Genomic DNA, 13320 nt, shown 5'->3' on the forward strand with positions numbered 1-13320 from the left:
GCCTGCTCGGGCTCCTGGAACGGGACCCGGTGGGCGAGGCGTGGCGCGCGGATCGGGTGGGCACTTTCCACGTGGAGATGATCCCGGTGGGCACCGCGGACACGGCCGACCGTCGGACTCGCCTCTACCAGTTTGTCTACCAACTGGCCAACAGGCCGACAGGAGGCGAGGATGCAACGCGCTGCACTGTACGCTCGCGTCTCGACCGAGATGCAGGAGAAGGAGCAAACGATCGAGAGCCAGCTCGCCGCGGTTGTGCGGGACGCTGAGCAGCAAGGCTTTCACACCACCGCGGCCCTCACCTATACGGACGAAGGCTACAGCGGTAGTTATCTCGATCGTCCGGCGCTCGATGAACTGAGGGACCATGCCCGGGAGGGGCGCTTCGATGTCGTGGTGGTGCTCTGCCCCGACCGGCTCGCAAGGAAGTACGCGTACCAGGTCCTGCTCATCGAAGAGCTGAAGCGAGCAGGCGTCGAGGTCCACTTCTGTGAGCGCCCCATCACCGACTCCCCTGACGACCAGCTTCTGCTCCAGATCCAGGGAGCTATCGCCGAGTATGAACGGGCCAAGATCGCGGAGCGTTCGCGGCGGGGGCGCCTACACCGTGCCCGGATGGGTGAGTTGTCCCCGGGCCAGCTCCCCTACGGGTACCGGAGGAACGCGAAGAGATACGGAGGGGACGGCAAGATCCTGATCGATGAGGATGAGGCCGCCATGGTCCGCCAGGTCTGGGCGTGGTACGCCGAGGAGGGCTTGAGCCTGCACGGCGTCCTTCGCAAGCTCAATGGCTCGGAGTGGAAGACGCGGAGGGGCAAGGATGCCTGGGCGCCCAGCACCGTGCTCCGCATGCTCCATTGTGAGTGGTATATCGGAACCGCCTACTACAACCGCACGAAGAGCACGCGCAGCGAGGGACAGACTCCGAGAAATATCATCACCGAACGCCCGCGGGCTGAATGGATCGAGGTCCCGGTGCCTGCGCTCATTGACGAGCCACTCTTCCAGTTCGTGCAACGGCGCATCCAGGAGAACCGCCACTTCGCGAAACGGCGCCTCAAGTACGAGGGCGTCTATCTGCTCCGAGGGCTGCTGAAGTGCGGGGTGTGCGGAGGTGCCTACGTGGGATCGGGGAAAGCCAGTCCGCGCAGCGGCGGCGGCGAGCGCATCTACCACTACTACAAGTGCGGCAAACAGCCCGATCCGTTCCCTGACGCCGTCCGGGGCCGCTGCCCTAACGATCCCCTGCGAGCCGCCGGCGTCAACGAGGCCGTCTGGACCTCCGTTCGCGATCTGCTTCTCGACTCCGACTCCTTCGCCCAAGAGCTGGCAGCGTGGGTCGAGCGGCAGACCACGACGCCCCTCGACCAGGACGCCCGCACCCAGAAGGCCGAAGCCAGACTCGATGAACTGACCCGGCAACGGGACCGACTCACGGATGCCTACCAGATCGGGGCACTCGCCCTGGAGCCCTTCCGCACTCGGATCCAGGCTTTGGAAGCAACCCACGCCGCAGCCGAGCTCGCTCTCGCCGAGATCAAGACCAAGCACCTCGAGTTGGAGCTCGTCCGCAGTCGCGCCCTCGGTGCCCAGGAAGTGATCTCCGCACTCAAGGCCAACCTCCTCGACGCCGACTTCGACACCCAACAGACGATCCTCCGCCTCCTCGTAGAACGCGTCGTGGTCCACGGGCAGAACCTCGAAATCCACCTCGCCGTTCCAGTGTCAAGTAATTCCGCTTTGACATCCAAAGACCTGAAGGAAGCTGAGCGCCCCGACTTGAGCGTCGCGTGGTGCACCCGGGCTGGTGCGGCACAGGGTCGTGCGGACGGCACGGATGAAGATCCGCAGGACGGCGCTGGCGATGTCAGGGCTGCCCTCCAGGAAGGGACGTAGCCGCTTCGGAAGGCTCAACACCCACTGTCGCACAGGAAGGTGAGGCAGCACGTGATCGGTGACGTGGGCGGCGACCTCGGCCATACGCCGCGTATTACATGACGGGCAGACGCCCCGCGTCGCGCATGAGAACGCGAGGAGCCGTTCGTGGCCACAGTCCTCACACCGTACCCTGGCGAAACCGTGGGCGAGGATACCACAGCGTAGGTACGCTCGCAGATCTTTCTCCACCCACGAGGGCACACCGTAGCCCATGGCATCGCTCTCGGTGGCTTGGGCGAGGAACGTCTCTAGATGGTGCTGCACCACCGGATAGAGTGGTGTAGCGGTCGGCCGGCGTGATCGATAGACGTGCTGGGAGCCGACCCAGTCGCGTGCACAGCGGGCGTCGTGTCCGTATCGAGGGAGTCGCTGAGCCGGGGTCGCCATCGCGGAGCTTGCCCCCGAACCCGGGGCGTTACCATGGGCGAGCGGGCAGCCGCACGTCCGTCTACCTGGACGATGTACGCTTCAAGCGCGACGTGAGGAGGACTGGGAGGACTTCGCCTACTTTGGTAGGTAGGAATAATCACAAGGAAGGGATAGCTGGCCATGAATGACCGACCTGGATGGTGACGGTGTTCTAAGCCACGACGATCTCCTGGCCTACCCACACACCCGAATAGAGACCGAAGACACTCTGAGGCGATCCTCGTGCGTGACAGGGCCGATTTGACTGTGCGGGGCCGCTGTGGACGGATCTTGCTCGCGCTCTGCTGACCTGCGCCGCATCTTGATCGCATGGGCAACTCCCATCCGATCACCCTCGTGAGTGATAGCGTCGCGTCGATCCCATCACTCGGCAAGCTGAGTGACGAGGTGGCAGGCGTGCTGATCTACGCTTAGTGTTCGGTGACGGTCTGAGTCCGAGGTGAACTGTGTCTGCTCTTTGCTGCTTCCGAGTGCTTTCCGCCTTCCCCGCGATGCTGGTCCTGATCAGCTGCAGCACAGAACAACCGGTCCCTGACCAGGAAACAGAGGCGCGGCCCCGCCCGCCCCGGAGGAGGGAGCCCTACTACCCCTCGGATGCCTGCCCGTCCCGGAAGCCACGCTGGGATACCTAGCCGAAGCCCTAGCCGACGACGGAGTAACGCTCCGTCACGCGTGGGCATTCATGTCGCCGGGGGCGTATAGGGGCCAGTTGTTCTATTACATCGCTGCCGAAGTAGATGCCGAAGGCTACAGGGGAGACGACGACATAGGCTTGTGGACGGCCTTTGGCCTTCACGACGGCGCCGACAGCGGCCCCACCATGGCTGTGGGTCTGGTCGCCCGACGCGTGTCTTCGTTCGGGACAGCCTCACGGGCACCGATTGTCGCCACCAGTTGGCCGGGAGTGGCCGCCGCTACAGCGTGTGTCCGCTGGTCAGTGGCCAACGAACAGGAAAACCGACCACCAGCACCGATTCCAGATCGGTAGACGCGATTCGATTCGAGTGGAAACGGTGTAGCGATCTACCGGCTGATGTCAGTTGACGCCGAACGTGATGCTGGCCCGGAACCGAATAGATACCGAAAACGCTCTGAGGCGATCCTCGTGCGTCACAGGGCCGATTTGGCGGTGCGGGGGCCGCTGTAGACGGGATCTCCTCGCGCTCTGCTGACCTGTGCCGCATCTTGAGCGCATGAGCGAAGCCATCACCCGCCTGAACGCAGCCCTAGAAGGCCGCTACCGCATCGAGTCTGAACTCGGCGAAGGCGGCATGGCGGGAAGGCACCCTGGTAAAAGAAGGGTTTCGGCCGAGCCGGGGAGGGTACCCCGCAGAGAGGGCGGGTCAACAGATCGGGTTAGGTCTAATCTCGCCCTGCTTCGTTCGGGCGATCTGGTCTATGAACCATCTGCTGTACACGCGCACCCGGCTGCCGTTGTTAAAGACCTCGATCAGCCAGAGGTCAGACGGCTCATAAGCCTCGAGCTCCCGCGCGCCGGCGCTGGGGCTCACATCGTCGATGCAGATGCGCACCCTCGATCTGCCGAGCCGACATAGATCCCGCTGGTCGTCGCAGGGGTGAGCTGTGGCGATCCGTCGCACGAGGGCGTAGGCGGAGGACTCCGTGCTCAGAGCGAGCTCATCGTGCTCGATGAGTCGGATCCTGTTACCGCGCCGGCGCCGACGCTGTTCGAGGCGGTCGTGAAGGACCGCGAGGCCAGCCAGCGCCTCCGGGTCGCGGTGCAGCTGGATCGTCGTCGAGCCCTGCTCGGCCTCAGGCCCCAGAGTGATGCGCACCGGCTGATATCCCATGGCCCCGACGATGAGCTCGTAACCCCAGTCCCGAATGAACGAAAGGCTGAAGTCCCCCAGCGAGTCGGTCAGAACGCTGAGGCCCGAGAGCGACGCCGTCATATGCACGCCCTGCAGTGGCTCTTGGGACACGGCGTCCACGACGTGGCCGCGGAGCACAGTGCGCTCCTGGCCACTTGTGGGGGCTGCGAGACCCAGCAGCGGCAGCATGACAGTCAAGAACCGCACCGCTGCGGAAACGACGAGCGCAGATGGCCCAACTCCATCGACATGGTGATTGACGATTGCGCGCGCCCGGTTGAAGATGTTCGGCAACCTAACCGGGGCGCCGTAGGTCGGGAAAGGTGCCCAGAGGCTGCCCCTCAGTCTCCGCCGGGCGGGTCGAGGTGGCCGAATGGCTCAGCTTGTCCGGGCAGACAGCGGGGGGGGCAGGAGTCGAACTCGTCGGGCGGCGACTGATCGAACACGAACTCTGGGATGGGCTCGGACTCGGTGGGATCGAAGGCCGGAGTCTGACCCAGGAAGGCACCTTACCGAGCGGGATCAACACTACCCTACTCATCGACGTCCATGATCACGATCGTGATCTTCGAGTCCCGCTCAGTGCGAGCCCCCCAATGCTCGGGGTCCTGGGCGCCTAGCATCGCTCGCAGGAAGCTCGGGTCCTGCTTGATCTTCCGGCCAGCCAGATTGCCATGCTTGTCGTAGATCCGCTCTTCAAAGCCGTGCAAGGCTCGGTATTCAGCGACCGCGTTCCAGCGCTCTACGATCTCCTCCCTGATGTCGGCCAGGATCGCTGCAAACTGCGCATCCCTCTTTTTCCATTTCCGCGGTGTCGACGGGTCGATCCCTATGGCTGAGCACGCGACAATACTGTTCCCGGTGGCCGATCAACGCTTTGAGGTAGACCGAGGCCGCGGGTGATACCGTGACCGAGTCGAGCAACTCCTCCTCCTCCTGCGTTATCACTCTCGGCGTCGGCTCCCAATCCGCCAGGGTTCGGGCTATCTCGGGTCGTTCGGTGGCCTCAGGTAGGGTCGAGTTGCCGTCGACCACCGCGAGCTCGTGCTCTTTCATACCTGCTCCTCTAGATCGGAATCGAATCCCGTGCTCTGCTCGCAATTGTGCTCGCAACAGGAGGGGGTTTGGTGGCTATTTCGGGTCGGAGGGGAGGTGCAGCCTGCCCTCGCCGTCCTTAGATTGTCCACGTTTCTACTGCAAGAACCACCTAGCGAGAGTGCCAACTCCATGATGCGACGACATCTGCCCATTCTTCTGTTCACGCTAGGCGCGTGCGCCACCCCCGCTTCGGCGCCCGCGCGCACCAGCGCCGGAACGCCGGCCTACTCCGATGCCGCCACCATCAGCGCCGAGCTGATCGATGTCTACGACGACGTGCGGGTCGCGGGGCTGGAGGACCGCCGCTTCAACCACGGGACGTACTGGCGCGCGGTCGCGCCGTACTTGGGCGGAAACGTCAGCTCCACGCGCGCGGGTCAGAGTGTCGAGGGCCGTGAGATCAGGCATCTCACGTTCGGGTCGGGTCCGACGACCGTCCTGCTCTGGTCGCAGATGCACGGCGACGAGAGTACCGCGTCGATGGCGCTCGCGGACATCACCCGGTTCTTCCACGAACGCGGTGATCATCCGGTGGCTCGGCGCATCGCGCAGGGCGCCACGGTCCACATGATCCCGATGCTCAACCCGGACGGCGCGCAGCGCTTTCAGCGCCGGAACGCACAGGGCATCGACGTTAACCGCGACGCACGCCGGTTGCAGACACCCGAAGGGCGGGTCCTAAAGGCTGTAACGGACGCGCTAGGGCCGGACTTCGGCTTCAACCTGCACGATCAGGGTGCGGCGGTGCGCGTCGCGGGCACCGACAGGGGCGTCGCGATCGCGCTGCTGGCCCCGGCATTCAACGCGGCTCGCGAAGTCGACGCGAAGCGGCGGCGCGCGATGCAGGTCGCCTCGCTGCTCATCGAAGCGATGGACCCGCTGGTGAGCGGCCACATCGCAAAGTACGACGACACCTTCAACCCCCGTGCGTTCGGTGATCTGATGGGGGTGTGGGGCGCGAGCACCGTGCTGATCGAGTCAGGCGCGTGGCCCGACGACCCGCAGAAGCAGCACCTGCGCGAGACGAACTTCGTCGGCATTCTGAACGCTCTGGACGCCATCGCCACTGGCCGCTACACGGAGTACGACCCGGACGACTACGAACGGCTGGCATACAACGGCCGCCGGGTCGCGGACCTGCTCATCTCGGGCGGGACGATCGCGGTACCAGGTGCCCCCACACTCGAAGCCGACATCCTGCTCAACTACGACAGGCCGCTCTTGAAGGAGGGCGGCGTCATCGTAGACATCGGCGACATGGGCGAAGCCGAAGCCCAGGACACGCTGCTGGTGGATGGTCTCTATCTGATACCGAGCAGCCGAGCGCTGGACGACGAAGGAGGCCTGAATACCGGGGCCCCCGCCCACTTCATCGTGGCCGAGGACTCGGAGGGCCGCCGCATCCGCTTCCGCTTCGAGGGGGGGCCGCCGAAGCGGGAAGAGTAGGCCGACGCGCGCGGTATCCGGGATCGCTACGGCCGGCCTCGCCGCTAAAGCACCTTCAGGTACTCGAGCAGCGCGCATTTCTGCTCTTCGGTCAGCATGCGGAATTCGTGTCCCGCGTTGGAGCGTCCCGGCTCACGCGTGTCGTAGAGGGCGCTTCGCGACCAAGGCTCGTATCCCTTTGGATAGCGATACACTCCGTCGTGGCCGAGCGCGCCCGCGATCCCCACGAGCTCGTAGTCGAGCATGTGCCCGCCCACGTAGAAGCGCTCGGGTCGCTGCTCTGCATGCATCAGGTGCCACAGCGTTGGCACGGAGCCGTTGTGCAGATAGGGAGCGGTGGCCCAAAGGCCACCGAGGTCCGGCGCTATGTATCCTCCGCCGTTCAACGGCTCGATGTGCTCCAAGTAGCCCACTTCCCCCAGGAGTGCTGAGAGCTCCTCGTGCTGCGCGGTAGCCCAGCGCACGGAGTCGGTCAGCATTCGGTCCTGCGGGGTGAGACGATTAGGGTGGACCAGGAGCCGGACGTCGCTCAGGCCCTCCGAGTACTCTCCGTGGCACGAAGCGCACGCGGTCTCAAAGACGTCCGCGCCCCTTAGCGCGAGCGCGCGATCGACGGTCCCTGGGAACGGAGGTGACTCGGTCGTGTGCAGGAAGTCGAGAACCTCCCGCATTTCGGGGATCCTTTCAAGGGCGTCCTGCGGAGGAACGCCCTGTGACGCTGTAATCTGGAGCGAAGTAACAGCCGCGAGGTCATCGAGGTGATCCGCGTCGACGTCAGATCGCTTCATGGCGCCGTAGCGCTCGCTCGCCGGTGCCGCCAAGACTCCATCGATCAACAGCGACCGCCGCATCGTGGTCCCAGCTAGGTCCGGGGCCGACGTCCACGCCACCTGATGCGCCCGAGAATCGCTGCGGAGCGCACCCATCGAGAAGCGGACTGAGCCAAGACTATTCGAGAGCCCCGGTCCTCCAGGCAACAGCCTTCCGAACTCTTCGGCCCGGAATGCCAGTTGCTCGCGAGCGGAGCTGGAGGCGAACTTCCGAAGCGTGGAGAGCTCGCGCTCCGAGACTTCGGGGAAGAGCACCGCGATCGTGGCGATCAAGGAATCCGGCGTCTCGAGCTCGCGCTGCAACGCGGCAAAGGCGCCGTCCGAATAGGCGCTCAGGTCGATCGACGCGTTCGGCAGCCCGAGCCACACCTCGCCAGTCGGCCGTCCGTCGGCGCCGAAGAGGGGTCCGGCGTGGCACGTCGCGCACCCCAGGTTCGCGACCTCGATCTCGACGGCCGGGAAGCCTCGCCTCGCCATCCCGGCGAGCATGCCCATGGGGCGTTCGAATCGAGGCTGTGGTCCGGTCCAGTTGGCCACGGCCGTCGGTCGAATGAAGCCGTACTCCTCGAACACTCGGTCGAGCGTACGCCGATTGATCGGAGCCCCATCGCTCAGATGGCGATCCCTCACCAGCGCCGCACCGACCAACTTCCACGGCCATACGTTGCGACGGAGGTTGTCCGTGGTGAGGCTACCGAAGTCGTCGAACAGGAAGCGCACCTGACCGCGAACGTTCGACGGCGCGGTAGCGAAGGCTCCGTGCTCGCTCAGCAGCTCCATGCCTTGGGGCTCGGCCTCCGCGTAGCCACGCATGAAGCGGCCAGGCAGGTGGCATCCGGCCAGAGTAGTGACCAGCAGCGTGATGAGTAGCGGTGCTCGTATGCGGTCCATGTCATGCCTCCCTCGTCCATTGTGCTCACGGGGAGGATACCGCGGAGCGCCAGGCGCCTCCGTACGACTCATGACGTAGCGTCACGCCACCGCTACGTAGAGGCGAGAGGCGTTTCCGGCGCCGAGCAGCTCGTGACGCGGTCGCGCTACTTCATCCAGAGCACGCCGCCCTCGGCGGCGCCGAACCGCGTAACGGCACAGCCAAAAGGGATCGCCCTATGTCACTACCACTCCAGAAGGCAAGCCGAGGCTGGCAAGCTCAGCCCAGAAGAACGCCATGACATTCCCGGTGGGTCGTAACCGTACGCATCGATACGCCGGTGGCCAGGTCGAACGCCTGCGGCATGCTCACCGCCGCCGGCGAGCACCATCGACGGAAGTCGACCTGCACCGAGAAGGTGCTCAGGAGCCCCTGTACATCACTCTCCAGATTCGGCCGGTCTTGTCGTTCGAGATGTAGACGCTGCCGTCCGGTCCCTCGGCGATGCCCGAGGGCCGGTACACCGCGTCGTCGCGGTTCATCAAGGGCGTCTGCCCGGCGAAGCCGTCCGCGAAGATCTCGTAGTCGCCCGTGGCCGGCGCGCCGCTGTCGAACGGCACGAACGCGACGTTATACCCGCCCTGGGGCAATGGCGCACGGTTCCACGACCCGTGGAACACGATGAACGCACCTCCCCGGTACCTCTCCGGAAATTGCTCGCCCGTGTAGAACATCAATGCATTAGGCGCCCAGTGGCCCGGGAAGCCGATCAAAGGGAGATCGAAGTCGCCGCAGCGGCCGACCTCGATTCCGTCGCCACCGTACTCCGGCGACAGCACCCGCTTGCCTTGCCGCCAGTCGTGGTAGCAGTACGGCCAGCCGAAGTTCGAGCCCTCTTCCACCCTCAGGAACTCCTCCGACGGTAGCTCGGCGTTCTGCTCCTCCGTGAAGCCCTCCCACAGCGTGCTGAGCTGATCACGGCCGTGCTGGGCGAGGTAGAGCCCGGCCGCGAACGGATGCCAGGCCATGGCGAAGTTCTGCCGCATGCCGGTCGCGTAGCGAGTGCCCGACGCCTGGGTCTGACCCAGGCGATCCGCGTCGAACTTCCACACGCCCCCGTGATTCTCGAGTAACGGGCAGGGGTCCATGCCGGGGACGCCGGGCTCGCGATCCTCCGACTGACATGCGTTGGCGGGCGCGCCGACGTTCACGTACATCCCGCCCTCACCGTCGAAGGCGAAGCCCTTGGACGCGTGGGACCGCTGATCCGGTAGCGTCACGATCACCTCGGCAGGCCCGTCCGGGACGAGCTCGCCGGGCGTCATCGGGTAGCGGACGATCGCGTTGTCGCGACCGAAGTACAGATAGTCGCCGCGCAGCTGTATGCTCGTTCCGCCGTTCTCGCCGAATCGCTCTTCAACGTCGGCCCGGCCGTCTCCGTCGGTGTCGCGCAGGGCGATGATCCCTCCGGAGGCGTTCGGCTGGTTACGGATTGCCACGAAGATGTCACCGTTCGGGGCTACGTCCAGGTGCCGCGCCGCGCCAAGGCCATCCGCGACGACGACCGCGCAGAACCCGTCTGGAAGCTGGATGCCACCGTTGTCGGCGTCACATTCAGGGAGGGCCGTCTGCTCCACGCAGCTCGCGGTCGTGAGCGCGACCGCCGCCGCCAGGGCGGATCGGAGCGAACCGAGGATCGAGTTTCGCATGGCTCCTCCTCTCGAAGAGAGAAACTTCGGCTCCCGGCGATAGCGACGCCCTCGATGCTCGCGTCGCCTTCCGGAGATTCTCAATGTACGCGGACGTCGGCTCCGCGCACCCGCAGCCGCTGGGGCCGCTGGGGTGTGACCCTTCTAGTTCTGCGGAAAGCCCCGCAACTCCAGTAGCCGGAGTGAATCATGCCCATGACGGCGACCTCCGTCACCTGTGAGCCGAGGACGGCGGTCGCGGGCAGGTCTCGCGGATCGTCCCTCCACACCTCGGGGATCGAGATCACGGTCAGCCGGTGCACCCCCTCGGAGGAAACCCAGAGCTCGCCCCCCGACGGGTGAACCGACATCACGATGGGGATGTCCGGCACCGGAATCCGCCGGATTACCCGCCGATCGGCAAGGTCGATCACGGATATGTCGTGGCTGGCCGTGTTGCTCACGAACGCCAGTCGCCCGTTGGGTGTAATGACAATCGAGAACGGCGATTCGCCGATCCCCTCGCTCAGTTGGCCGACTTCCACATGAGACGCCGTGCTGATGAACGCCACGCGGTTCTCGCCTCGGACCACGACGGCATACTCGATGTCGCCGGGAAGGACCGCACCCCCGCTGGGGCGGTCGCCTACCGACACGGTCTCGAGCACGCGATCGTTGAATAGGTCGATGACGGTGACCGTGCCATCGGAGTAGCCGGGCACGAACGCCAGGCGACCATCCGAGGTGGCCGCGGCGGGGAATGGCCGGTCACCGGTCGGGTAGCTCGCCACGAATGTGAAGGCTCGCGCGTCGAAGACGTGGACCGAGTCCGCCGCTTCGACTGAGACCAGGTATCGATCGCCAGCATACGGACCGGTGATCAGCGAGGCGCCGGCGCTCGTGCCCCGGTCGCCACCGAGTGCGCCCCCATTCCGGGCATAGCGAGCGACCCCGCCGGCGTCGAACCGCGCTACGGCGAGATCCTTCCCGTTGGGTAGCGGTATGACGCCAAGGGGCGTTCCGGGCACAGGGATCGTACCGACGATCTCGTACCGAACGGCGTCGATAACGGTAATCCGGTCCTCCCCCGCCGTCGCGACGTACGCCGTGCGTCCGTCCTCGGAAAAGGATATCTGGTGAGGGTTCCGCCCCACGTCCAGCTGGGCGATCACTTCGAAGTCGCCATCCGACGTGCTCGTGCACACGGCTAGGGCCAGGCAGAGCAGTGTGAGACCGGAGGCTCGTCGTGACATCGCTACCGGACCGGAAACCGGAACTCCGTCCACAGGTCGGGGCGCCACCACCCACCGTCGTGCACCCGAGCGAGTCGCTTTTCGAAATAGCCGAGGTCGGTGAGCAATACCGACCTGGTGGGCGCATCGATCGGCACGAAGAAGTCCTCCCAGTGACCGAGCAGCACGCGCTCGGGATGCAGGTTCTCGACCAACGCCTCAGGGTGCCACTCGACCTGATCGAACGTGGCCGGTACGAAGATGGCTACGTCGACCGGGTGCTCGTCGATGAGCGCTTCCGGCGCGAAGCCTGCCGGAGCCGGTGCGACCGCGTCTTGATAGTACACCCGGAAGGCGACGGAACCGTCCGGATCCATGAAGTCGACCAGATAGGCGTGGGTTCGCCCTTCCAGCCACTCCGTCACCCACCGGGGCGCGGTCGCCAGTGGGCGGTCGCGGGTGCCCGCGTACAGCGTATACCCATCATAGTGCGGGGCGTGCTTGGAGCGGAGCCCCATCACACGCACGCCGTCACCGTAGCGGAGCCACTCGCCGACCGTGTGTTGATCGCCGGCGATGTCGTTGACGACGTCCACGCGATCCGCCACTCCAGACCACGTCCCGAGCGTGTTCTTCACGGTTGTCGTGCCGACGATGCGCGCGTCGGGCGCGTGCGCGAGTGCCACCCGCGGCACGTCCATCAGGTGGTCGTAGTGCGCGTGCCCGACCAGGATCACCTTGGCCGCGGCGACGTCGTAGCGGGACATGTAGCGGTCCACGAGTGCGGTGTCCGACCGGATCGGTAGCAATCCGGTTCTCAGCAGGCTCGGGTTCGAGAAGAACGGCGCGGCCAGCACCTGATCTTCCCCTCGTTCGATGATCCAGCCGCCGCTGCCCAAGTAGATGAAACGCACAAAATCCGTGTCCCCCGGGCCAGTCAGATCGACGTTGGCCGTCGTGCCGGGTCCTACCGCGCCGGTGACGCAGCCCGCGAGCGAGATCGCCGTGACTCCGGCGAATATCAGCGTCCGCCGAGCCCCGACCACGTCAAGCGACCGGCGCCCCGGCCTCCTCCTTCACAGCGACGAGCTCCGCCCGGAAGAGGTCGGCGAGCCGCCTGGTGATCACGCCGACACTTCCGTCACCCACGGGCGTGCCGTCCACCCGCACGCAAGGCCGCACCTCGCCGGTCGTACCCGTGAAGAAGAGCTCGTCGGCTTCGCCGAGCTCCTCGACCTGGATGGGTCGCTCCTCGACGCGGATGCCGTCCGCGGCGGCCAAGTCCAGGACGATGCCTCGCGTGATGCCCGGCAGTATGTGGTTCGTCTTCGGATGCGTGACGACCGTGCCGTCGAAGACGCCCCAGAAGTTCATGTGTGCGCCCTCGATCGCGACGCCGTCGCGGATGAGCAGCGCGTCGTCGGCGCCGGCTTCGATCGCGTCCTGGAACGCGAGTACGTTCGGCAGCAGGCAGATCGTTTTCACGTCGACCCTACTCCACCGCCGATCGGGCACCGTGGCCGCGGTGAAGCCCTGCGACCAGCGCTCGGGGGAAGGACGATCCCACACCTTTGCGTACGCGTACACGGTCGCCTCGACAGGGTCCGTCGGGAAGTAGTGCGTGCGGGGCGCGACGCCCCGCGTGATCTGAACGTATACGAGCGCCGTTTCAGCGCTCTCGAGGCCGTTTTGTGCGATGAGCCTGCGTTGCACGTCTTCGAGCCCATCGAGCGGCTGCCGAATGCGCATCCAGCGGAGGCCGTGCTCGAGACGGGCGAGGTGACGGTCCATGCAGAACGGAGCGCCCTCGTAGAAAGGCGTTACTTCGTAGATTCCATCCGCGAGCAGGAAGCCGCGGTCGTCGGGAGAGATCTTCGCTTCGTCTTTGGGGAGAAACTCGCCATTCAGGTAGACGATGCTCATGTAGGCTCCAACGGCTTGCTCGCAAGGATCGAA

At 65.5% G+C, this 13320-nt stretch carries 10 protein-coding genes; 2 read left to right on the forward strand and 8 right to left on the reverse strand.

All coding sequences use genetic code 11. The features are described 5' to 3' along the window. Nucleotides 1-171: 171 nt before the first annotated feature. Nucleotides 172-1896, forward strand: a complete 1725-nt coding sequence (locus IIB36_02720) for a recombinase family protein (protein MCH7530658.1) — start codon at nt 172-174, stop codon at nt 1894-1896. A gap of 1814 nt (nt 1897-3710) precedes the next feature. Here the strand turns inward: IIB36_02720 and IIB36_02725 are convergent. From IIB36_02725 to IIB36_02735, 3 genes are all read right to left on the reverse strand, one after another. Then, entirely contained in the window at nt 3711-4397 is a 687-nt protein-coding gene (locus IIB36_02725) for a carboxypeptidase-like regulatory domain-containing protein (GenBank protein MCH7530659.1), read from the reverse strand. Nucleotides 4398-4732: 335 nt separating this feature from the next. Next, nucleotides 4733-4909: a hypothetical protein gene (locus tag IIB36_02730; GenBank protein ID MCH7530660.1), complete on the reverse strand. Its 177-nt coding sequence runs from the start codon at nt 4907-4909 to the stop codon at nt 4733-4735. Nucleotides 4910-4919: 10 nt separating this feature from the next. Then, the gene (locus tag IIB36_02735; protein ID MCH7530661.1) at nt 4920-5255 is read right to left on the reverse strand and encodes a hypothetical protein; all 336 of its coding nucleotides are present in this window, start codon (nt 5253-5255) and stop codon (nt 4920-4922) included. A gap of 171 nt (nt 5256-5426) precedes the next feature. On the opposite strand from IIB36_02735, the gene IIB36_02740 reads away from it, so the two are divergent. Next, nucleotides 5427-6743, forward strand: a complete 1317-nt coding sequence (locus IIB36_02740; protein ID MCH7530662.1) for a peptidase M14 — start codon at nt 5427-5429, stop codon at nt 6741-6743. Between the two features lie 44 nt (nt 6744-6787). On the opposite strand, the gene IIB36_02745 is transcribed toward IIB36_02740, so the two are convergent. The 5 genes from IIB36_02745 to IIB36_02765 form a co-directional block, all read right to left on the reverse strand. After that, nucleotides 6788-8464 carry a hypothetical protein gene (locus IIB36_02745; GenBank protein ID MCH7530663.1) on the reverse strand — a complete coding sequence of 559 codons (1677 nt, stop codon included), beginning with the start codon at nt 8462-8464 and terminating at the stop codon, nt 6788-6790. Nucleotides 8465-8866: 402 nt separating this feature from the next. Then, nucleotides 8867-10153 carry a PQQ-dependent sugar dehydrogenase gene (locus IIB36_02750; GenBank protein ID MCH7530664.1) on the reverse strand — a complete coding sequence of 429 codons (1287 nt, stop codon included), beginning with the start codon at nt 10151-10153 and terminating at the stop codon, nt 8867-8869. A gap of 80 nt (nt 10154-10233) precedes the next feature. Next, nucleotides 10234-11385 (reverse strand): hypothetical protein, encoded by a 1152-nt coding sequence (locus IIB36_02755; GenBank protein ID MCH7530665.1) that lies wholly within the window; start codon nt 11383-11385, stop codon nt 10234-10236. A gap of 2 nt (nt 11386-11387) precedes the next feature. Next, a complete protein-coding gene (locus IIB36_02760; protein ID MCH7530666.1) occupies nt 11388-12410 on the reverse strand; it encodes an MBL fold metallo-hydrolase in 1023 nt (340 codons plus the stop codon). Nucleotide 12411: 1 nt separating this feature from the next. Then, the gene (locus tag IIB36_02765) at nt 12412-13287 is read right to left on the reverse strand and encodes an aminotransferase class IV (protein ID MCH7530667.1); all 876 of its coding nucleotides are present in this window, start codon (nt 13285-13287) and stop codon (nt 12412-12414) included. Nucleotides 13288-13320: the final 33 nt, after the last annotated feature.

The sequence above is a fragment of the Gemmatimonadota bacterium genome, assembly GCA_022560615.1.
In the GTDB taxonomy this organism is placed as follows: Bacteria; Gemmatimonadota; Gemmatimonadetes; order Longimicrobiales; family Gaopeijiaceae; genus UBA1138.